This is a genomic window from Lysinibacillus sp. UBA6686 (assembly GCF_002455205.1).
Taxonomy (GTDB): Bacteria; Bacillota; Bacilli; order Bacillales_A; family Planococcaceae; genus Lysinibacillus; species Lysinibacillus pakistanensis.
Genome location: NZ_DKJS01000056.1, coordinates 103,014 through 123,396, shown reverse-complemented (window position 1 = coordinate 123,396; position 20,383 = coordinate 103,014). Strand labels below are relative to the sequence as shown.

Here is a 20,383-nt window from a genome sequence, read left to right as displayed (position 1 = left end):
ACATTTATTGAAAGTAATTATTAATAGCAATGTTCAATATTCAATTGCGTTATTATTTTTATGACAATTTATAGCTTCTTGTAAAAATTCTAGCTCCTTCTCGGTGAAAGGGTTTGGAAATGAAATTGGTTCTGCAAAGGGAAGCTTCTCTTTAATTGAATCTAAGTTTCCTTTTGCAGTTTCATCTATTAGTTTTAGGAGTATTTCTATTGTTTCTTGCGCCTCTTTTGAAGAAGGTATAGCTTTCGTAAAAGATAATTGTTTGATTTTAGTCAAAACCCTACTCCATTTTTTGTCTAAATTAATTTCTTCCTGCTTACTAATATTAAATAAATGATCATTAAAATCGTTCTCCTTCAACCACTTTTCAGTATCTTCTTCAAATATTAATTTTTGAAGCATTGAACAAAACACATCAACATTAATAATTTCCTCAGCTTCTGTTATTTTAATAAGATGATTTAAATCAGATATAATGTTGGCAATCTCAACTTTTTTTGCTTCAAATAACTTCTTTTGATAAGTTAAAGATTTTATTAATATTTCACCTTCAACTGTTTGTTTTTCAAGTATAGTTTTAATATCTTTTAAAGGAAGGCCTAAAAACTGTAGAGCTTTAATTTTTTGTAAAATTCTTAAATCTTCTTGTGAGTATAATCTATGTCCTCCATCTGTATAATCACTTGGTTTCAATAAGTCTATGCTGTCATAATATCGAAGAGTTCGGATGCTAACACCAGACTTTTGTACAAATTCTCCTATAGTAAATATATCTTTATCCAATATTATCACCTCATTGAAAAGCTTTGTCGCTTAGTAATATAAGATTATCTTTTATTCCTTAAAATATCTTATAACTGGGTAAGAAAACTTTTTTCCCTTTAAAGTATAAATCGTGGCAATTAAAATTAATATGGTTTCCAGTATAATCAGTGCAAAGGATAGAATAGAAACCATGTTAATTTTTTTAGATACAAAAGTTAATATTAGTAAAATAGGGAAAAAAGTAAAATGAAGATTCATCCCTTCTTTTGCGTGATTGGCAAAATAATCATTCCTACCTTTCGTTACCAGATATACTAATATCGGTAAAATAAAGGTTAACAAAAGTGAGAATAAATGCATAAAACTTGCTAGGACCCTGTTTAATAAACTTTCTTTTTTCAATAGTCCTACCTCCAGTGTCATAAATTATTAGTTACCGTTTTATTTGGTAACTAAATTCATCATAAAAGGTGACGCTACTAGAGATACAAGTACAAATTTTTATTTTATTTCAAAATGGTTTTTCACCACAACTTGGGGTTGACTTAAAAATTTGATTATTTTCGATAAAATAATTCCTTATTCAAACGCAATTTTTAGGTTAGTGCAAATTGTTAGCTTACTGCCTTCAATTTTTTGTAATACGCTATCATGATAGTTAAATAATCCATATCTGAATTAGGTCTTTCCCCGTATTACCTAAGGTTAATTTCATCCTTTATCACCTAGCTGTTTTAATCAAAGGGTCTATTAACGGGGTATTATTTTTGTTATCAACGTAAAAAAAGCTCCTCTCAGGTAAATCTGAGAAGAGCTTGGAAACGTTGATATAACAACGATATTAACGTTTTGAGAACTGAGGTGCACGACGAGCGCCGCGTAGACCTGGTTTTTTACGTTCTTTCATGCGTGAATCACGAGTAAGTAATCCAGCAGATTTTAGTGCAGCACGGAAATCTGGGTCTACTTGAAGTAGAGCACGAGCGATACCGTGACGAACAGCACCAGCTTGACCAGTGTATCCACCACCGTTAACGTTTACGTGGATATCATAGCTTCCTGTAGTTTCAGTAGCTACTAATGGTTGTTTAATTACTTCACGTAGTGCAGCGAATGGTACGTATTCTTCGATTTCACGTTTGTTGATAACAATTTTACCTGTACCTGGTACTAAACGTACGCGAGCTACAGAGCTTTTACGGCGACCAGTGCCGATGTATTGAACTTGTGCCAAAGTAATATCCTCCTCTTAATTTATATTATCCGCGAAGCTCGTATGCTTCTGGTTTTTGTGCAGCATGTGGATGCTCTGTTCCTGTGTAAACATTAAGTTTAGTGAACATTTTGCGACCTAAAGAGTTTTTAGGAAGCATACCTTTAACTGCTAATTCGATCATTCTTGTTGGGTACTTATCTAGCATTTCACCAGCAGTACGAGTTTTTAAACCACCAGCGAATTGAGTGTGGTGACGGTAAAGTTTACCTTCTAATTTGTTACCAGTTAAATGGATTTTATCAGCGTTGATGATGATTACGTGATCACCTGTGTCAACGTTTGGTGTGAATGTTGGTTTATGTTTACCACGTAAGATTGCAGCTACTTCAGAAGCTAAACGTCCAAGAGTTTGGCCTTCTGCATCAACTACTAACCATTTACGGTCTACTTCGTGACCTTTAGCCATGAATGTTGTACGCATGTATATATCCTCCTAATCGATTCGATTACCGTTATTTTTCATTAAACTACACTATAAGTTTCGGGGCTTATTTGTGGTGGTAATGAAAATACCATCTGTTATCATATAATGAATGACTTTTAAAGTCAAGCAATTTCATTAAACACCTGGTGAAGTTGTTCAGAATGATAGAACGTCACTAGTAGAACACTTTTTCTAAGTATAACCCTTGTGGTGGTGCGGTTTTTCCCGCTTTATCACGGTCTTTTGAGACGATTACAAGTGCGACATTATCTATAGCACGTCGACCTACACCAACCTCCCAAAGTGTACCTGCAATAATACGAACCATATTATATAAGAAGCCAGTACCTTCGATCACCATATGAAGCTCTTCCCCGTGCCATTCAAATTGCAGTGTCGTTACTGTGCGTACTTTATCCTTCACACTTGTATTTGCTGCACAAAAGCATGAAAAGTCATGTGTACCAATGATAGCCTTCGCCGCCTCCTGCATCGCATCTACATTAGGTTTGACGCCATTTGTCTCAACCGTGAAATGTCTACGAAACGGGCTTTGAACACGCTCGCAGGACCAAATATAGCGGTATCGCTTTCCAGTCACACTGTATCGTGCATGGAAGTCATGTACTACTTCCTCTACTGACAATACGCGAATATCTCTAGGAAGCTGTACATTCAAAGCCTTTCTATACTTGTCAGTTGGAATGGCAAGTGGTGTATCAAAATGCAATGTTTGTCCGGTTGCATGGACTTTCGCATCTGTACGGCCACTTGCGGTAACTTTTATCTTTTCCCCTTTATGCATAATGGTAAGAACTCGCTCAAGCTCAGCCTGGACTGTGCGCTCTCCAGGCTGTACCTGATAGCCAGAAAAATGTGTTCCATCATAGCTAATAATTACTTTTAATCGTCGCATAAAGCTAACTCCTTTAACTTCTATAAAAGAATAGCAATACAGCTATTGCTACTAGTAACACCAAAGCTAATGTATCACCCATATCCCACTTTAGCTTACGATATCTAGTGCGTCCCTCTCCTCCACGGTAGCCTCTTACTTCCATAGCTGTTGCTAAATCCTCCGCCCGTTTAAAGGCACTAACAAAGAGAGGAACTAGCAATGGGACCACTGCCTTAATACGATCCGTTAATGGTCCTGAGGATAAATCTGAGCCACGTGCCATTTGAGCCTTCATAATTTTATCAGTTTCATCCATTAATGTGGGAATGAAGCGTAATGAAATAGACATCATCAAGGCTAACTCATGTACAGGCACTTTTAAAGCTTTTAATGGATTTAGCAGTACTTCAATGCCATCTGTAATTGAGATCGGTGACGTTGTAAGAGTTAAGATAGATGTCATAAAGACCAATACTAGAAAACGTACTGAAATGAAAATCCCTTGTCGTATTCCTTCTTCGTAGATTTTAATATACTTCCAATCAAATACCAAGGCACCTTCCCTTGTCATAAAAATATGAAGTAAGAAGGTAAAGGCCATTAAAAATAATACTGGCTTTAAACCGTTAATTAAAAAATACAGACGTATACGCGATACAAATACAATAAGTAAGGTAAAGGCTAGAAGCATAGCATATGTCACTGTATTGTTTGCTAAAAATACGATAATAATGAACGCGAAGACAAATAGTAGCTTTGAACGCGGATCAAGCCTATGGACAGGAGAATTTCCTGGTAGGAAGCGTCCAAATATCATTTTTTCCATCATGATTCTGCACGCTCCTCTCGTAGCATTCGAGCAACTTCAGAAGCGAGCTCCTCTTCCGTTAAACATACTTTTTGCAAAGGTTTTTTCATCATTTGCTCGATTTTTTGCTGAAAGCGTACAATACGAGGAGGCTCTAAGCGGAAATTTTTTAATGTCTCGACATCTTTAAAAATCTCTTGCGGTGTACCACTCAATACGTTTTTTCCTTCATGCATAATAACAATATTATCTGCATAACGAGCTGCGTCCTCCATACTATGCGTAACTAGGATTGTCGTAAGCCCTCGTTCCTGATGAAGATTATAAAACATATCCATAATTTCCTTTTGACCCCGCGGATCAAGCCCAGCAGTTGGTTCATCTAAAACAATCACCTCTGGCTCCATGGCTAATACACCTGCAATTGCCACTCTTCGCATCTGTCCACCTGATAAATCAAAAGGTGATTTTTCAAGTATGTTCTCTGGCAGACCTACTAAGTCTACTAGTTCCTTTGCACGTGCTTCAGCCTCTTGTTCTGAAACACCGAAATTCATAGGACCAAACATAATATCCTTTAACACGGTTTCTTCAAACAGTTGATGTTCTGGAAATTGAAACACAATACCAACCTTTTGGCGAACAGCCTTTAAATCCTTCGCCTTTTTACCAGCTACAACAATACGGTCACCTATATGTACTTCCCCAGAAGTAGGTCTTAGAAGTGCGTTAAAGTGCTGAAGTATGGTTGATTTACCTGAGCCTGTATGCCCAATAATCGCTTGATACGTATGTGATGGGATTTCAAAATCTACATCGAATAATGCCCGTTTTTCAAAGGGTGTGCCCTGTGCATAAGCATAGCTTACTTGTTGAAGTTTGATGTCCATAAGTCATTCACCAACTCTTCTTCTGTCATATGTTGTCCCATTAATGGAACACCTTCCTTTTGCAGTAACTTTGATAGCTTCATGGCAAATGGTAAGTCAAGCCCTAGCTCAACTAGCTTGTCCCCAAGTGCAAATATTTCTACAGGTGTACCCTCGGCAAATTTCTTACCATCGTTCATGAAAAGGATACGATCCGCAAGCATCGCCTCTTCTAAATCATGTGTAATGGATAGTACTGTTAATCCTGTTTCAGCGCGTAAAGTTTGAACTGTCTGTAATACTTCACCACGTCCCTGTGGATCTAGCATAGACGTAGCTTCATCGAGGATAAGAAGCTTTGGCTTTAACGCAAGTGCGCCTGCGATGGCAACACGCTGTTTTTGCCCACCTGATAAGTGATGAGGCTCATGATCTAAGAAATCACTCATTTTCACTTGCTCTAGTGCTGCATGTACACGTTTCACCATTTCTTCAAAAGGTACACCGTTATTTTCAAGAGCAAAGGCTACATCATCCTGCACAGTCGCTCCAACAAATTGATTATCAGGATTTTGAAAAACCATCCCCATCTGCGAACGGCTCTCCCAAAGATTCTCTTCTGTTAATACTTCGCGTAATATACGTACATCGCCCTGTTGTGGATATAACAATCCATTCATTAGCTTTGCAATCGTAGATTTACCAGAACCGTTATGACCCACGATAGCAATCCATTCTCCCTCCTGCACTGCAAAGCTAACATTCTCCACAGCATTACGGCTTTCATGATCTTCCGGTGTATATGAAAATGTTACATTATTTAACGATAGAATTTCAGACATTTCTAGAACTCCTCTCTACATGCTCAGCTCTACTAACTAACTTACACTGTTTTATGTATGATTTCTACTACAATCATTATGTCGATAAAAGAAAAGTGATAAAAACATTGTAGTAATTTCTATCCAACTCTTTTACATTAAACAGAACATCCAAGATTTTAAGGTCCGTTAACATGGATTGTTCACATCATGTTGATGAATGTATTTAATATGAAAAAGCAAGTTTCCAAGCCCATATATTAAAAAAAGCACCACAATTTGGCGCTGTCTTACATAATAAAAAAGCGCGCACCTCATTCAATAGAAATGCGCTAGTCGTTACATTTACAAGAAACATGGGTGCTCAAACCCTTGTTTCCTCGAATGAGGTGCGGAGAGCTAAACGAGACGCCACACAACAGTGCCCGCTCATCATAACGCTCAGCTTAATTATTTGTCGTATAAATCATTTATAAAGAAAGAGGGTGGTGTCTCCCACCCTCTTCACCACAAGTTTTCTCTTATGATTAAACTAGTTCAATCACAACTACAGGTGCACCGTCACCACGACGAGGACCTACTTTAAGAATACGAGTGTAACCACCTTGACGTTCTGCATAACGTGGCGCAACATCATCAAATAACTTTTGAAGTGCAAATGAAGTTGTTTCGTTACCTTCTGCATCAGTAGTTGTTACTAGTTCACGACGGATGAATGCAGCAGCTTGACGGCGTGCGTGTAAATCTCCGCGTTTACCTAAAGTAATCATTTTTTCAACAGCTTTACGTACTTCTTTAGCGCGAGCCTCAGTAGTTTCGATACGCTCGTTGATGATTAAATCAGTAGCTAAGTCACGTAACATCGCTTTACGTTGAGAACTTGTACGACCAAGTTTTCTGTAACCCATGGATGTTTCCCTCCCTTATAAAAAAATATCTGATCTTGTAAGTTTTGTTTAAATCGCTTAGTCTTCTTTGCGTAATCCTAAACCAAGCTCTTCTAACTTCGCTTTTACTTCTTCTAGTGACTTACGTCCAAGGTTACGAACTTTCATCATATCGTCTTCTGACTTGTTTGCAAGCTCAAGTACTGTATTAATACCCGCGCGCTTCAAGCAGTTATAAGAACGAACAGAAAGATCAAGTTCTTCGATAGTCATCTCTAAAACTTTTTCTTTTTGATCCTCTTCTTTTTCGACCATGATTTCAGCAGTTTGTGCCTCATCAGTCATGCCAACGAAGATGTTAAGATGCTCGGTTAAAATTTTTGCTCCGAGCGAAATCGCCTCTTTCGGACCGATGCTACCATCTGTCCACACATCAAGAGAAAGTTTATCGTAGTCAGAAGACTGACCTACACGAGTATTTTCCACTTGGAAATTGACGCGTGATACTGGAGTGTAAATAGAGTCGATCGGGATCACGCCGATAGGAAGATCCTCACGTTTGTTTTGATCAGCAGGAGTGTAACCACGGCCGCGTTGAGCGTACATACGCATACGTAAATGACCGTTTTTAGCGATTGTTGCAATATATAGATCTGGGTTTAAAATTTCTACGTCACTGTCATGTGTAATGTCAGCAGCCGTAACTGTACCATCGCCTTTTACATCAATCTCAATAACTTTTTCTTCGTCAGAGTAGATTTTAAGAGCAAGTTTTTTCACGTTCAAAATAATTGAAGCTACATCCTCTACCACGCCTTCTACTGTTGAGAATTCGTGAAGAACACCGTCAATTTGAATTGAAGTGACAGCAGCTCCTGGTAATGAAGACAGAAGGATACGACGTAAAGAATTACCCAAAGTGTTTCCATATCCGCGTTCAAGCGGTTCTACAACAAACTTTCCATATTTGGAATCTTCGCTGATCTCCACCGTTTCAATCTTTGGTTTTTCAATTTCGATCATTTCATTTACCCTCCTTCAAAACATCGAATGTATAGGTTCTTTCCATCATAGATTCGATCGTCAATGACGTATCGTTTATTATCTGCACAAGACAGTCTGTACAAAAAATGATGTTCTCATACAATATGAGACGCACCCATTACACGCGACGACGTTTTGGCGGACGGCAACCATTGTGAGGAACTGGAGTAACGTCTTTAATAGCAGTTACTTCTAACCCAGCAGCTTGAAGTGCACGAATTGCAGCTTCACGACCTGCACCAGGACCTTTAACAGTTACTTCCAACGTTTTCAGACCATGTTCAAGGGATGTTTTAGCAGCAGTTTCTGCAGCCATTTGAGCAGCGAATGGTGTAGATTTACGTGAACCACGGAAACCAAGAGCACCAGCACTTGACCAAGATACAGCGTTACCTTGCATATCTGTAATCGTTACAATTGTATTGTTAAATGTAGAACGAATGTGTGCAATACCAGATTCGATATTCTTTTTCACACGACGTTTACGAGTTTGTTGTTTACGAGCCATGTTAAGAAGGAACCTCCTTTACCAATTATTTTTTCTTGTTCGCAACTGTTTTACGAGGACCTTTACGCGTACGCGCATTGTTCTTCGTATTTTGACCACGAACAGGTAAACCACGACGGTGACGGATACCACGGAATGAACCGATTTCCATCAGACGTTTAATATTTAATGAAGTTTCGCGACGTAAGTCACCTTCAAGTTTGTATGAATCTAATTGTTCACGGATTTTGTTTAACTCATCTTCAGTTAAGTCGCGTACGCGTGTATCTTCTGAAATGCCTGCGTCAGCTAATACTTTCTGAGCTGTAGTTTTACCAATACCGAAAATGTACGTTAATGAAATTACCACGCGTTTGTCGCGAGGAATGTCAACACCAGCAATACGTGCCATGTACGTTGTGCACCTCCTTCAGAATTATCCTTGTTTTTGTTTGTGTTTAGGATTTTCACAGATTACCATTACTTTACCGCGTCGGCGAATTACTTTACATTTTTCGCAGATCGGTTTCACAGATGGTCTCACTTTCATCTAACCTAACCTCCTTAGTAGTCCGGAGCGCAAAAGATTATTTAAAACGGTATGTGATACGACCGCGAGTTAAATCATAAGGAGATAACTCGATAGTAACCTTATCTCCAGGTAGAATGCGGATAAAGTGCATACGAATCTTACCAGATACGTGTGCTAGAATCACATGTCCATTTTCTAATTCTACCTTAAACATCGCGTTTGGCAAAGTCTCAACAACTGTTCCTTCGACTTCAATTACATCATCTTTCGCCATCTACTCTGTCTCCTCTCTATATGCAAATTAAAGTTCTCATCGTTACATCAAACGGATATCTGCTGCAACCATCGAAGCAACCTCGTTTCAACATATGTTTGGATTGTATGAGAGATGTTTGAAAGACGCTCGTCTGGTTTCGCTTCACACAATCCACGGAATCTACAGGACCAGCAAAGGACACTGAATCTCCCATGTTTACACGAATACCGGAATGTCTTGGATGAGATATTCATACCCGTTACACAGATGCTTCCACGAAACCCATTATACTCCTTTAAAAATAATGTTGCACTTTTTAAAAGAAATATATACCGGGCACAATATGCTTTTGCAACTCTCAAAAAAATTATGTTTCGTTGTTGCTTCCGCATGCCTCCCGCGGAAGCAGTATTCTGCGCCCGGAGCCGGGTATCAGCTGCGGCTGCCCTGTAATAGAGCATCAAGATCAGCAAATACTTTGTTAATATCTTGCTGTCCATCTATATTAGTTAACACACCTTTAGCTTCATAGAAATCAAGTAAAGGCTGTGCTTGTTTCATATTTACGTCCAGACGGTTTGCAACCGTTTCAGGATTATCATCCGCACGTGTATAAAGCTCGCCACCATCTTTATCACATTTTCCTTCCTCAGCAGGAGGATTAAAAATTAAATGATAGGATGTACCGCAAGTTTTACAAATACGACGACCTGATAGACGAGCAATTAACTCATCTCTTTCAACTTGAATGTTAAGCGTATGTTCAATTGCCTTGCCTAGATCAGCAAGAATGCTATCTAAAGCTTCAGCTTGTGGAACAGTACGAGGGAAACCATCTAATAAGAAGCCCTTTTCACAATCAGGCTTAGCAAGTCGCTCACGAACAATACCAATCGTTACTTCGTCTGGAACTAAAGCTCCTTGATCCATAAACGATTTAGCCTGTAAGCCTAGTTCTGTGCCTTCTTTAATAGCAGCACGGAACATATCGCCTGTAGAAATATGAGGAATCGCGTACTTCTCAACAATCTTATCTGCCTGTGTACCTTTACCAGCACCTGGCAGACCCATTAAAACGATATTCATAAGGAAATATTCCTCCCACAAAAGGTTTGCTGATTTCAGGAAACGATGAAACGTTCCCCAAAAACCAACATTATTTCATAAAGCCTTTGTAGTGACGTTTAACAAGTTGAGACTCTAGCTGTTTCATCGTTTCGAGCGCTACGCCGACTACGATAATAATACTTGTACCACCGATCTGCACAGTGGCAGGTAGTTTCATAAAGTTCATGAATAAAATCGGCATTACAGAAAGAACAGTTAAGAAAATCGCACCGACAAATGTCAGACGATATAACACGCTTGTTAAATACGTTTGCGTACTTTCACCAGGACGAATACCTGGAATGTAAGCACCTTGCTTTTTCAAGTTATCAGCCACATTTTCTGGATTCACTTGTACGAATGCATAGAAATATGTGAATGCGATAATTAAAACAATATAAACAATCATTCCAACAGGTTTTTCATAATTGAATATGTTTTCAATGAATGTTGTCACATCATTTTTACCGAAGAACGGAACTAACATACGAGGTGTCATCAAGAACGCTGATGCAAAGATTACCGGAATAACCCCTGCAGCATTAACTTTTAACGGTAAATGCGTTTGTTGACCACCAGTTTGCTGGTTACGTCCAGTAACTCGTTTTGCATATTGAATTGGAATTTTACGTAGTGCTTGTTGCACGTAGATAACTCCAACAACAACTGCAAGCATAATTAAAATAAGTAAGCCCAGGATAACCAGATTGATAAATAGCTTATCACCAGCACCCTCGATTTGTTGTGCATAAACTTGGTTGATACTTGTAGGTAATGCCGCAACTATACCTGCGAAAATTACAATCGAAATACCATTACCAACACCATGCGCAGTAATTTGTTCAGCAAGCCAAACTAGGAATGCTGTACCCGCTGTTAATACAATACAAATTGTAACATAAGTTAAAATTCCTTCTTCCTTAATCAATGATCCGCCATACATTTTATTAAAACCAAATGACATCGCGAATGACTGAATAAAAGCAAGAATAATTGTAAAGTAGCGCGTGAATTGAGCAAGTTTACGTCGTCCGACTTCACCTTGCTTTGCCCATTCAGCAAATTTCGGTACTACGTCCATTTGCAATAACTGAACAATGATTGAAGCAGTGATGTATGGATAAATCCCCATAGCGAAGATGGAGAAGTTTTTCAGCGCACCACCGCCAAAAGTATTCAGGAAACCAACGAGATTCAACTCATCAGTTACCTTTAATACATTAGCATCAACGTTTGGTACTGGCACAAACGTACCAATACGGAAAACGATCAACAATAAAAGAGTGAAAATGATTTTATTTCGTATATCTCGAACACGCATAAAGTTAGAGATTGTCTGAAACATTAAATCACCTCAGTAGTTCCGCCGGCATTCTCGATTGCTTCTTTTGCTGAAGCTGAGAATTTATGAGCTTTTACAGTAAGCTTTTTGTTTAGAGTTCCGTTGCCAAGAACTTTAATTCCAGCTTTTTCATTGCTCACAAGACCAGTTTCAAGTAATAATGCAGTAGTTACCTCTGCACCGTCTTCGAAACGGTTTAAAGTGTCAAGGTTAACGATAGCGTATTCTTTACGGTTAATGTTCGTAAAGCCACGTTTTGGTAAACGACGGAATAATGGGTTTTGACCGCCCTCGAAGCCTGGGCGTACACCGCCACCAGAACGAGCGTTTTGACCTTTATGACCTTTACCTGCTGTTTTACCGTTACCAGAACCGATACCACGACCAACGCGGTTGCGTTGCTTACGAGAACCTTCTGCTGGTTTTAACTCATGCAGTTTCATAGTGGGTGGCACCTCCTTGTTCAATAATTGGAAATTAAATTTCTTTTACAGTAACTAAGTGAGCTACTTTATCTAACATACCGCGAGTTGCTGCATTATCAGCTTTCTCAACAGTTTGATGTAATTTACGTAAACCTAGAGCTTCGATTGTCTTACGTTGCGCCGGTTTAGTACCAATCACAGATTTTGTAAGGGTGATTTCTAATTTGTTAGCCATTATCTTTCCCCCCTTATCCTAATATTTCTTCCACTGATTTACCACGTAATTTAGCTACGTCCTCTACGCGTTTTAATTCAGTTAAACCTTGAACAGTTGCACGCACCATGTTGATTGGTGTGTTTGATCCAAGTGATTTTGAAAGAATATCAGTAATACCAGCAAGCTCAAGTACGGCACGTACTGGGCCACCAGCGATAACTCCTGTACCAGGAGCAGCAGGTTTGATTAGGATTTCTCCTGCACCAAAGCGACCTTGCACTAAGTGTGGAGTTGTTCCACCTACGCGTGGCACTTCGATTAAGTTTTTCTTCGCATCTTCAACAGCTTTGCGGATAGCATCTGGCACCTCTTGAGCTTTACCAGTACCGAAACCTACATGACCGTTTCTATCGCCAACTACAACTAATGCTGTGAAGCGGAAGCGACGTCCACCTTTAACAACTTTAGCAACACGGTTAATAGTAACTACGCGTTCTTCAAGTTCTCCAAGTTTGTTTGCGTCAATACGACTCATGAAATGTGTCCCTCCTTCTTATTAAAATTCTAAACCGTTCTCACGTGCAGCTTCAGCTAAAGCTTTAACGCGTCCATGATATAAGTAACCACCACGGTCAAATACTACAGCAGTAATATTTTTTTCCGTAGCGCGTTTTGCGATTGTTTCACCGACTTTAGTTGCAGCATCAACATTGTTACCAGCACCATCGAAACTATTTTCTTGAGAAGATGCGCTAACAATTGTTACGCCTGCTACGTCATCGATAAGTTGCGCGTAAATGTTCTTGTTAGAACGGAATACGTTTAAGCGTGGACGCTCAGCTGTACCCGAAATTTTAGAACGTACACGAGCATGACGTTTTTTACGAACCTGATTTTTATCTTGTTTCGTAATCACAAGGGTCACTCCTTTCTAATGCTTAGGCAGCATTATTTACCTGTTTTACCTTCTTTACGACGAACATATTCGCCTTCATAACGGATACCTTTACCTTTGTAAGGCTCTGGTGGACGCACGTCACGGATGTTAGATGCAAGAGCACCAACGCGTTCTTTGCTGATACCTTTAACGATGATTTTAGTGTTAGAAGGAACTTCAATTTCTAAACCATCTTCAGGTGTGAACTCAACTGGATGTGAATAACCTACGTTAAGTACAAGTTTTTTACCTTGTAATTGCGCACGGTAACCAACACCGATAAGCTCTAAAGATTTTTCGAAACCAGCAGAAACACCAGTAACCATGTTCGCTAGAAGCGCACGAGTAGTACCGTGGTTTGTGCGGTGTTCTTTTGAATCAGAAGGACGTGATACTGAGATTACGTTACCTTCTTGCTCAATTTTCATATCTTGGTGGAAAGAACGAACAAGTTCGCCTTTAGGACCTTTAACAGTAACATTGTTGTCAGCTGCAACAGTAACAGTTACGTTAGCTGGTACCTCGATAATTTTTTTACCTACACGAGACATTTAGTTGCACCTCCATTCATTTATTGCTAATTACCAAACGTATGCTAGAACTTCGCCGCCAACTTGTTTAGCGCGAGCTTCTTTATCTGTTAATAAACCTTGTGAAGTTGACACTAAAGCGATACCAAGTCCGTTCAATACTTTAGGTACTTCATTTGTTTTAGCATATACTCGTAGACCAGGTTTAGAAATACGTTTTAAGCCAGTGATAACACGCTCGTTATCTTTACCGTATTTTAAGAAGATACGGATAATACCTTGCTTATTGTCTTCCACGTATTCTACGTCACGTACGAAACCTTCACGCTTTAAAATTTCAGCGATTTCTTTTTTCACGTTGGAAGCTGGTACTTCTAACTTCTCGTGACGAACCATGTTCGCATTACGAATGCGAGTAAGCATATCTGCAATCGGATCAGTCATTGTCATTACATTTACCTCCTTCCCAAATTAGGGGATTACCAGCTGGCTTTTTTCACGCCAGGAATTTGTCCCTTATATGCAAGTTCTCGGAAACAAATACGGCAAAGTTTGAATTTGCGATATACTGAATGTGGACGACCACAGCGTTCACAACGTGTATATTCTTGTACTTTAAACTTTTGCTTACGTTGTTGTTTAACGATCATAGATTTTTTAGCCACGTTTTCGCCCTCCTTGTTTGATTACTTTTGGAACGGCATACCGAATTGTGTCAATAACTCGCGAGCTTCTTCATCAGAATTCGCTGTCGTTACGATCACGATGTCCATACCGCGTACTTTTGAAACTTTATCGTAATCGATTTCTGGGAAAATTAATTGCTCTTTAACACCTAAAGTGTAGTTACCGCGACCATCGAATGCTTTTTTAGAAACACCACGGAAGTCACGTACACGAGGTAGTGAGATTGAGATTAATTTGTCCAAGAATTCATACATACGCTCACCGCGTAATGTAACTTTAGCACCGATAGGCATACCTTCACGTAGACGGAAGCCTGCGATCGATTTTTTCGCTTTCGTTACTACTGGTTTTTGACCAGTGATGATTGTTAATTCTTCTACAGCTGCATCTAATGCTTTTGAGTTTTGAACTGCATCACCAACACCCATGTTGATAACGATTTTCTCAACTTTTGGCAGTTGCATAACTGATTTATATCCAAACTTGCTCATAAGAGCAGGTGAAACTTCATTTAAATATTTTTCTTTTAGGCGGCTCATGTGTGTACCTCCCTTCTATTTATACTAATTAGTCGATTACTGCACCTGATTTTTTTGCAACACGAACTTTTTTACCGTTTTCGATTTTATAACCTACACGAGTCGGCTCGCCAGATTTAGGATCGATTAGCATTACGTTCGAAACGTGAATTGCAGCTTCTTGGCTTACAATTCCACCTTGTGGATTCAATTGGTTAGGTTTTACGTGTTTTTTCACGATATTCACACCTTCAACAAGAACGCGATCTTGTTTAGGGTAAGCAGCAAGAATTACGCCTTCTTTGCCTTTATCCTTACCAGTGATAACCTTAACCTTGTCACCTTTTTTTACATGCATGCTGTCGCACCTCCTTGATTGGCACTATCATGAAATTAAAGAACTTCTGGAGCTAGAGAAACGATTTTCATGAAGTTGCTGTCACGTAATTCACGTGCAACAGGTCCGAAAATACGAGTTCCGCGTGGTGATTTATCATCACGAATAATTACACAAGCATTTTCATCAAATTTGATGTACGTACCATCTTTACGACGTACGCCTGATTTAGTACGAACGATAACAGCCTTAACAACGTCACCCTTCTTGACAACGCCACCTGGTGTTGCTTTCTTAACTGTACAAACAACGATATCACCGATGTTAGCAGTTTTACGGCCAGAGCCACCAAGCACTTTAATTGTAAGAACTTCACGTGCACCTGAGTTGTCAGCAACTTTCATACGACTTTCTTGTTGGATCACTTAGGTTACCTCCCTTCGGAAATTGGTTGTTCCGAAATAGTTATTAAATAATAACCGCTTTTTCTACAACTTCAACTAGACGGAAACGTTTAGTAGCTGATAGCGGGCGAGTTTCCATGATACGTACGATATCACCGATTTTCGCTGTGTTTAACTCATCATGAGCTTTAAACTTTTTAGAGTATTTTACACGTTTACCATAAAGCTTGTGCTTTTTGTAAGTCTCAACTAAAACAGTAACAGTTTTGTCCATTTTATCTGAAACAACGCGGCCCGTGTAAACTTTGCGTTGATTACGCTCAGTCATACTTGAAAACCTCCTTTATCAGTTATTTGCACTGATTTCTCTTTCACGAATAACAGTTTTCATACGCGCGATTGCTTTACGCACTTCACGAATACGAGCTGTGTTTTCTAATTGACCAGTCGCCAATTGGAAGCGAAGGTTGAAAAGCTCTTCTTTCAGTGATTTCACTTTTAATTCAATTTCAGAAGTGGCAAGGTCACGGATTTCATTAGCTTTCATTAGATTCACCACCAGTTTCTTGACGTTTTACGATTTTACATTTAACAGGAAGCTTATGTGATGCTAAACGAAGTGCTTCACGTGCAACCTCTTCAGATACACCAGCAATTTCGAACATAACTTTTCCTGGTTTTACTACTGCTACCCAACCTTCAGGAGAACCTTTACCAGAACCCATGCGGACTTCTAGAGGTTTTTTAGTGTAAGGTTTGTGTGGGAAGATTTTAATCCAAACTTTACCGCCCCGTTTCATGTAACGAGTCATCGCGATACGAGCAGATTCGATTTGACGGTTAGTAATCCAGCTAGCTGTTTGAGCTTGTAAGCCCCATTCGCCGAAAGTTACTTCTTTACCGCCTTTCGCTTCGCCACGCATGTTTCCGCGGTGTTCACGACGGTATTTTACGCGTTTAGGCAATAACATATTATTTGCCTCCTTCCACAGATTTCTTCGTAGGAAGAACTTCACCACGGTAGATCCATACTTTAACGCCTAATTTACCGTAAGTAGTGTCAGCTTCTGCGTGTGCATAATCAATGTCAGCACGTAGAGTATGAAGTGGAACAGTTCCTTCACTATAGTGTTCAGCACGCGCAATATCAGCGCCACCTAAACGACCAGATACTTGTGTTTTAATTCCTTTTGCACCAGCGCGGATTGTGCGTTGGATCGCTTGCTTTTGCGCACGACGGAAAGATACACGGTTTTCTAATTGACGAGCGATGTTTTCAGCTACTAAGCGAGCATCAAGATCAGCACGTTTGATTTCGATAATATTGATGTGTACACGTTTACCAGTTAAATCGCTAAGGTATTTACGAAGATTTTCAACTTCAGTACCACCTTTACCGATTACCATACCTGGTTTCGCAGTGTGAATTGTAATGTTTACACGGTTTGCAGCACGTTCGATTTCTACTTTAGAAACAGAAGCGTCTTTAAGAGCCGTTTCAATATATTTACGCACTTTGATGTCTTCGTGAAGTAGAGTTGCATAGTCTTTTTCAGCGTACCATTTTGACTCCCAGTCACGAATAATACCAACGCGTAGTCCTATTGGATGTACTTTTTGACCCACGGATTAACCCTCCTTCTTCTCAGATACCACTAGAGTAATGTGGCTTGTGCGTTTGTTAATTGCGCTTGCACGTCCTTGTGCACGTGGACGGAAACGTTTTAATGTTGGACCTTCATCAACGAAAACTTCAGAAACTACTAAAGAGTTGATGTCAAGATCATAATTGTGCTCAGCGTTAGCAACTGCAGATTTTAATACTTTTTCAACGACTGGAGACGCCGCTTTTGGAGTATGACGTAAAATTGCAACTGCCTCACCAACTTGCTTGCCTCGAATTAAGTCTACAACTAGACGTACCTTACGAGGAGCAATGCGAACTGTACGAGCGATAGCTTTAGCTTGTGTCATTAGGATTTACCTCCTCTCAAAATTAGCGTCTTGTTTTCTTGTCGTCTGCACCGTGACCTTTGTAAGCACGTGTCGGTGCGAACTCACCAAGTTTGTGGCCAACCATATCTTCTGTTACGTATACTGGAACGTGTTTACGTCCATCATAAACAGCAATCGTTAAACCGATGAAGTTCGGGAAGATTGTAGAACGGCGTGACCAAGTTTTGATAACTTGTTTTTTCTCAGAAGCCTCTTGTGCCTCCACTTTTTTCATTAAGTGGTCATCGACAAAAGGTCCTTTTTTCAAGCTGCGACCCATGTAGGAACCTCCCTCCGTGATTCCACCACGGCTCTCACATAGAACCGTAGTTTAATCACTTTATTTTTTACGACCACGGATAATAAATTTATCCGATTTGTTTTTCTTCTTGCGAGTTTTGTAACCAAGTGCTGGTTTACCCCAAGGAGTCATTGGTGATTTACGTCCGATTGGAGAACGTCCTTCACCACCACCGTGTGGGTGATCGTTAGGGTTCATTACAGAACCACGAACTTCTGGGCGTTTACCTAACCAACGGCTACGACCTGCTTTACCGATGTGTACAAGTTCGTGTTGTTCGTTACCAACTTGACCGATTGTAGCGCGGCAAGTAGCTAACACTAAACGTACTTCACCAGATTGAAGACGAACGATTACGTATTTATCTTCACGACCAAGTACTTGCGCAGAAGTACCAGCAGAACGTACTAATTGTCCACCTTTACCAGGTTTTAATTCGATGTTATGGATAGTTGTACCCATTGGAATGTTTGCTAATGGTAATGCATTCCCTACTTTAATATCAGCATCAGGACCAGACACGATTGTTTGACCAACCTCTAGACCTTTTGGTGCTAAAATGTAAGCTTTTGCTCCATCAGCGTAGTTGATTAATGCGATATTCGCAGAACGGTTTGGATCATATTCAATAGTAGCAACTTTTGCCGGAATGCCATCTTTAACACGTTTGAAATCGATAACACGGTATTGCTTCTTATGACCACCACCATGATGACGAACAGTGATTTTACCTTGGTTGTTACGACCAGCTTTGCGTTTAGTTGGTTCAAGCAATGATTTCTCAGGCTTGTTAGTTGTAATTTCCGCAAAGTCTAATGACGTCATATTACGACGACCGTTAGAGGTAGGTTTATACTTTTTAATCGCCATTGTGTTTTCCCTCCTTCTTGAGTGTTCAAATCATAAATCCATTAAGGATTACATTTCGAATAATTCAATTTCTTTGCTATCAGCAGTTAATTTAACAATCGCTTTACGACGTTTGTTTGTGTAACCACCATAACGGCCAACGCGTTTGAATTTACCTTTGTAGTTAAGAACGTTTACTTTCTCAACTTTTACGCCAAAGATTTCTTCTACTGCGTCTTTTACTTGAGTTTTGTTTGCGCGAGTGTCTACTTCAAAAGTATACTTTTTCTCTGCCATAAGTTCTGAAGAACGCTCAGTAATGACCGGACGTTTTAAAATATCACGTGCTTCCATTATCCAAGCACCTCCTCAACTTTTTCTACTGCAGATTTAGTGAATACAACTTTATCATGACCTAATAGATCAAGAACGTTGATTCCATTTGCAGTTAAAACTGTTACACCTGGGATGTTACGAGCAGATAATGCTACGTTTTCATCTAGATCAGCAGTTACGAATAAAGATTTTTTCTCTAAAGAAAGATCTTTAAGAATTTTTGTGAATTCTTTTGTTTTTGGTGCTGCTAGTGTAAGAGCATCAAGAACTAAGAAATTTTGTTCTACTACTTTAGCTGATAAAGCAGATTTAAGAGCTAAACGACGAACTTTTTTAGGTAATTTATAAGAATAGCTACGTGGAGTAGGACCGAATACGATACCACCGCCGCGCCATTGTGGAGAACGGATAGAACCTTGACGAGCACGACCAGTTCCTTTTTGACGCCATGGTTTACGACCACCACCAGCAACTTCAGAACGGTTTTTCACCTTGTGATTACCTTGACGAAGAGAAGCGCGTTGAGCTACTACAGCGTCGAATAATACTGCTTCATTTGGCTCGATTCCGAAAATCGCATCGTTTAATTCGATTTCACCAACTGAAGCACCTGTTTGACTAAGTACAGATACTTTTGTCATTCCTGTTTCCTCCTTTCCTTAAGTGATTACTTAGCTTTAATTGCAGTTTTTACTGTAACTAGAGCTTTTTTAGAACCAGGAACATTACCTTTAACAAGTAGTAAGTTACGTTCCGCATCAACTTTCACGATTTCTAAGTTTTGGATTGTAACTACAGTGCCACCCATTTGACCAGGTAATTTCTTTTGTTTAAATACGCGGTTCGGAGCAACTGGACCCATTGAACCAGGACGACGGTGGTAACGAGAACCGTGGGCCATAGGACCACGAGATTGACCGTGGCGTTTAATAACACCTTGGAAACCTTTACCTTTAGTAACTCCTGTTACATCAATTACATCGCCTTCTGCGAAAATTTCTACTTTGACTTCTTGACCAACTTCGTATTCTCCAACGTTCACGTTGCGGAATTCACGAATGAAGCGCTTAGGAGCAGTATTCGCTTTTGCTACGTGACCTTGTTCTGGTTTGTTAGAAAGCTTAACGCGCTTATCTTCGAAACCAACTTGGATCGCTTCGTAGCCGTCTGTTTCAACAGTTTTCTTTTGAAGAACTACGTTTGGAGTAGCCTCGATAACTGTTACCGGGATTAAATCGCCGTTTTCAGCGAAAACTTGTGTCATACCAATTTTTCTACCTAAGATTCCTTTAGCCATTTGTCACACCTCCTGTAAGTTTTAAAAAGTTATA

At 39.6% G+C, this 20,383-nt stretch carries 36 protein-coding genes and 1 pseudogene; all 37 read right to left on the bottom strand.

Going from position 1 to position 20,383, the window contains the following annotated elements:
- Nucleotides 1-33: 33 nt before the first annotated feature.
- Nucleotides 34-792 (bottom strand): MerR family transcriptional regulator, encoded by a 759-nt coding sequence (locus tag B2R82_RS14925; RefSeq protein ID WP_286925677.1) that lies wholly within the window; start codon nucleotides 790-792, stop codon nucleotides 34-36.
- 42 nt (nucleotides 793-834) lie between these two features.
- Nucleotides 835-1,167, bottom strand: coding sequence for a DUF4870 domain-containing protein (locus B2R82_RS14920; protein ID WP_286925676.1), 333 nt, complete (start codon nucleotides 1,165-1,167; stop codon nucleotides 835-837).
- Between the two features lie 439 nt (nucleotides 1,168-1,606).
- Complete coding sequence (gene rpsI / locus B2R82_RS14915) at nucleotides 1,607-1,999, bottom strand: 30S ribosomal protein S9 (RefSeq protein ID WP_004233744.1); 393 nt, start codon at nucleotides 1,997-1,999, stop codon at nucleotides 1,607-1,609.
- Between the two features lie 25 nt (nucleotides 2,000-2,024).
- Nucleotides 2,025-2,462 (bottom strand): 50S ribosomal protein L13, encoded by a 438-nt coding sequence (gene rplM / locus B2R82_RS14910; protein WP_004233742.1) that lies wholly within the window; start codon nucleotides 2,460-2,462, stop codon nucleotides 2,025-2,027.
- A 178-nt stretch (nucleotides 2,463-2,640) separates the two neighbouring features.
- A complete protein-coding gene (gene truA / locus B2R82_RS14905) occupies nucleotides 2,641-3,381 on the bottom strand; it encodes a tRNA pseudouridine(38-40) synthase TruA (RefSeq protein ID WP_286925675.1) in 741 nt (246 codons plus the stop codon).
- Nucleotides 3,382-3,394: 13 nt separating this feature from the next.
- Nucleotides 3,395-4,192, bottom strand: a complete 798-nt coding sequence (locus B2R82_RS14900) for an energy-coupling factor transporter transmembrane component T family protein (RefSeq protein WP_286925674.1) — start codon at nucleotides 4,190-4,192, stop codon at nucleotides 3,395-3,397.
- Nucleotides 4,189-5,061: an energy-coupling factor ABC transporter ATP-binding protein gene (locus B2R82_RS14895; protein WP_286925673.1), complete on the bottom strand. Its 873-nt coding sequence runs from the start codon at nucleotides 5,059-5,061 to the stop codon at nucleotides 4,189-4,191. The genes B2R82_RS14900 and B2R82_RS14895 overlap by 4 nt, the downstream gene beginning before the upstream one ends.
- A complete protein-coding gene (locus tag B2R82_RS14890; RefSeq protein ID WP_286925672.1) occupies nucleotides 5,037-5,882 on the bottom strand; it encodes an energy-coupling factor ABC transporter ATP-binding protein in 846 nt (281 codons plus the stop codon). Before B2R82_RS14890 ends, B2R82_RS14895 begins: the two co-directional genes overlap by 25 nt.
- A 506-nt stretch (nucleotides 5,883-6,388) precedes the next feature.
- Entirely contained in the window at nucleotides 6,389-6,769 is a 381-nt protein-coding gene (gene rplQ / locus B2R82_RS14885) for a 50S ribosomal protein L17 (RefSeq protein ID WP_012296051.1), read from the bottom strand.
- A gap of 57 nt (nucleotides 6,770-6,826) precedes the next feature.
- The gene (locus B2R82_RS14880; RefSeq protein WP_004233733.1) at nucleotides 6,827-7,771 is read right to left on the bottom strand and encodes a DNA-directed RNA polymerase subunit alpha; all 945 of its coding nucleotides are present in this window, start codon (nucleotides 7,769-7,771) and stop codon (nucleotides 6,827-6,829) included.
- 139 nt (nucleotides 7,772-7,910) lie between these two features.
- Nucleotides 7,911-8,300 carry a 30S ribosomal protein S11 gene (gene rpsK / locus B2R82_RS14875; RefSeq protein ID WP_004233731.1) on the bottom strand — a complete coding sequence of 130 codons (390 nt, stop codon included), beginning with the start codon at nucleotides 8,298-8,300 and terminating at the stop codon, nucleotides 7,911-7,913.
- Nucleotides 8,301-8,325: 25 nt separating this feature from the next.
- The gene (gene rpsM, locus B2R82_RS14870) at nucleotides 8,326-8,691 is read right to left on the bottom strand and encodes a 30S ribosomal protein S13 (RefSeq protein WP_004233729.1); all 366 of its coding nucleotides are present in this window, start codon (nucleotides 8,689-8,691) and stop codon (nucleotides 8,326-8,328) included.
- A gap of 24 nt (nucleotides 8,692-8,715) precedes the next feature.
- The gene (rpmJ, locus tag B2R82_RS14865) at nucleotides 8,716-8,829 is read right to left on the bottom strand and encodes a 50S ribosomal protein L36 (RefSeq protein ID WP_000868344.1); all 114 of its coding nucleotides are present in this window, start codon (nucleotides 8,827-8,829) and stop codon (nucleotides 8,716-8,718) included.
- 37 nt (nucleotides 8,830-8,866) lie between these two features.
- On the bottom strand, nucleotides 8,867-9,085 hold the full coding sequence (infA, locus tag B2R82_RS14860) for a translation initiation factor IF-1 (RefSeq protein WP_004233690.1): 219 nt from the start codon (nucleotides 9,083-9,085) through the stop codon (nucleotides 8,867-8,869).
- A gap of 86 nt (nucleotides 9,086-9,171) precedes the next feature.
- Nucleotides 9,172-9,240, bottom strand: a pseudogene (locus B2R82_RS14855) (hypothetical protein); the annotation flags it as partial.
- Between the two features lie 259 nt (nucleotides 9,241-9,499).
- Nucleotides 9,500-10,153: an adenylate kinase gene (locus B2R82_RS14850; RefSeq protein ID WP_286925574.1), complete on the bottom strand. Its 654-nt coding sequence runs from the start codon at nucleotides 10,151-10,153 to the stop codon at nucleotides 9,500-9,502.
- A 70-nt stretch (nucleotides 10,154-10,223) separates the two neighbouring features.
- Nucleotides 10,224-11,519 carry a preprotein translocase subunit SecY gene (secY, locus tag B2R82_RS14845; RefSeq protein ID WP_286925572.1) on the bottom strand — a complete coding sequence of 432 codons (1,296 nt, stop codon included), beginning with the start codon at nucleotides 11,517-11,519 and terminating at the stop codon, nucleotides 10,224-10,226.
- A complete protein-coding gene (rplO, locus tag B2R82_RS14840) occupies nucleotides 11,519-11,959 on the bottom strand; it encodes a 50S ribosomal protein L15 (protein WP_054771430.1) in 441 nt (146 codons plus the stop codon). Before rplO ends, secY begins: the two co-directional genes overlap by 1 nt.
- 34 nt (nucleotides 11,960-11,993) lie before the next feature.
- The gene (gene rpmD, locus B2R82_RS14835) at nucleotides 11,994-12,176 is read right to left on the bottom strand and encodes a 50S ribosomal protein L30 (protein ID WP_054771429.1); all 183 of its coding nucleotides are present in this window, start codon (nucleotides 12,174-12,176) and stop codon (nucleotides 11,994-11,996) included.
- Between the two features lie 13 nt (nucleotides 12,177-12,189).
- Nucleotides 12,190-12,693, bottom strand: coding sequence for a 30S ribosomal protein S5 (rpsE, locus tag B2R82_RS14830; protein ID WP_054771428.1), 504 nt, complete (start codon nucleotides 12,691-12,693; stop codon nucleotides 12,190-12,192).
- Between the two features lie 21 nt (nucleotides 12,694-12,714).
- Nucleotides 12,715-13,074: a 50S ribosomal protein L18 gene (gene rplR, locus B2R82_RS14825; RefSeq protein WP_286925571.1), complete on the bottom strand. Its 360-nt coding sequence runs from the start codon at nucleotides 13,072-13,074 to the stop codon at nucleotides 12,715-12,717.
- 32 nt (nucleotides 13,075-13,106) lie between these two features.
- On the bottom strand, nucleotides 13,107-13,646 hold the full coding sequence (rplF, locus tag B2R82_RS14820; RefSeq protein WP_054771426.1) for a 50S ribosomal protein L6: 540 nt from the start codon (nucleotides 13,644-13,646) through the stop codon (nucleotides 13,107-13,109).
- A gap of 30 nt (nucleotides 13,647-13,676) precedes the next feature.
- Nucleotides 13,677-14,075, bottom strand: coding sequence for a 30S ribosomal protein S8 (rpsH, locus tag B2R82_RS14815; protein WP_008181717.1), 399 nt, complete (start codon nucleotides 14,073-14,075; stop codon nucleotides 13,677-13,679).
- A gap of 29 nt (nucleotides 14,076-14,104) precedes the next feature.
- Nucleotides 14,105-14,290, bottom strand: a complete 186-nt coding sequence (locus tag B2R82_RS14810; RefSeq protein WP_004233656.1) for a type Z 30S ribosomal protein S14 — start codon at nucleotides 14,288-14,290, stop codon at nucleotides 14,105-14,107.
- A 21-nt stretch (nucleotides 14,291-14,311) separates the two neighbouring features.
- Nucleotides 14,312-14,851, bottom strand: a complete 540-nt coding sequence (gene rplE, locus B2R82_RS14805; protein ID WP_004233654.1) for a 50S ribosomal protein L5 — start codon at nucleotides 14,849-14,851, stop codon at nucleotides 14,312-14,314.
- Nucleotides 14,852-14,879: 28 nt separating this feature from the next.
- Nucleotides 14,880-15,188: a 50S ribosomal protein L24 gene (gene rplX / locus B2R82_RS14800; protein WP_053482809.1), complete on the bottom strand. Its 309-nt coding sequence runs from the start codon at nucleotides 15,186-15,188 to the stop codon at nucleotides 14,880-14,882.
- A gap of 35 nt (nucleotides 15,189-15,223) precedes the next feature.
- Nucleotides 15,224-15,592: a 50S ribosomal protein L14 gene (rplN, locus tag B2R82_RS14795; RefSeq protein ID WP_004233650.1), complete on the bottom strand. Its 369-nt coding sequence runs from the start codon at nucleotides 15,590-15,592 to the stop codon at nucleotides 15,224-15,226.
- Between the two features lie 43 nt (nucleotides 15,593-15,635).
- Nucleotides 15,636-15,899 (bottom strand): 30S ribosomal protein S17, encoded by a 264-nt coding sequence (gene rpsQ / locus B2R82_RS14790; protein ID WP_004233648.1) that lies wholly within the window; start codon nucleotides 15,897-15,899, stop codon nucleotides 15,636-15,638.
- Nucleotides 15,900-15,917: 18 nt separating this feature from the next.
- Nucleotides 15,918-16,118, bottom strand: a complete 201-nt coding sequence (rpmC, locus tag B2R82_RS14785; RefSeq protein WP_004233646.1) for a 50S ribosomal protein L29 — start codon at nucleotides 16,116-16,118, stop codon at nucleotides 15,918-15,920.
- Nucleotides 16,108-16,542 (bottom strand): 50S ribosomal protein L16, encoded by a 435-nt coding sequence (gene rplP / locus B2R82_RS14780; protein WP_004233644.1) that lies wholly within the window; start codon nucleotides 16,540-16,542, stop codon nucleotides 16,108-16,110. The genes rpmC and rplP overlap by 11 nt, the downstream gene beginning before the upstream one ends.
- A gap of 1 nt (nucleotide 16,543) precedes the next feature.
- On the bottom strand, nucleotides 16,544-17,197 hold the full coding sequence (gene rpsC / locus B2R82_RS14775) for a 30S ribosomal protein S3 (RefSeq protein WP_004233642.1): 654 nt from the start codon (nucleotides 17,195-17,197) through the stop codon (nucleotides 16,544-16,546).
- A 3-nt stretch (nucleotides 17,198-17,200) separates the two neighbouring features.
- Nucleotides 17,201-17,545 carry a 50S ribosomal protein L22 gene (gene rplV / locus B2R82_RS14770; RefSeq protein ID WP_004233639.1) on the bottom strand — a complete coding sequence of 115 codons (345 nt, stop codon included), beginning with the start codon at nucleotides 17,543-17,545 and terminating at the stop codon, nucleotides 17,201-17,203.
- A gap of 22 nt (nucleotides 17,546-17,567) precedes the next feature.
- Entirely contained in the window at nucleotides 17,568-17,846 is a 279-nt protein-coding gene (gene rpsS / locus B2R82_RS14765; protein ID WP_036151954.1) for a 30S ribosomal protein S19, read from the bottom strand.
- A gap of 60 nt (nucleotides 17,847-17,906) precedes the next feature.
- Complete coding sequence (gene rplB / locus B2R82_RS14760) at nucleotides 17,907-18,737, bottom strand: 50S ribosomal protein L2 (protein WP_054771424.1); 831 nt, start codon at nucleotides 18,735-18,737, stop codon at nucleotides 17,907-17,909.
- 48 nt (nucleotides 18,738-18,785) lie between these two features.
- Nucleotides 18,786-19,070: a 50S ribosomal protein L23 gene (gene rplW / locus B2R82_RS14755; protein WP_004233628.1), complete on the bottom strand. Its 285-nt coding sequence runs from the start codon at nucleotides 19,068-19,070 to the stop codon at nucleotides 18,786-18,788.
- Entirely contained in the window at nucleotides 19,070-19,693 is a 624-nt protein-coding gene (rplD, locus tag B2R82_RS14750; protein ID WP_004233626.1) for a 50S ribosomal protein L4, read from the bottom strand. Before rplD ends, rplW begins: the two co-directional genes overlap by 1 nt.
- Before the next feature lie 26 nt (nucleotides 19,694-19,719).
- Nucleotides 19,720-20,349 (bottom strand): 50S ribosomal protein L3, encoded by a 630-nt coding sequence (rplC, locus tag B2R82_RS14745; RefSeq protein WP_286925569.1) that lies wholly within the window; start codon nucleotides 20,347-20,349, stop codon nucleotides 19,720-19,722.
- Between the last annotated feature and the right edge of the window lie 34 nt (nucleotides 20,350-20,383).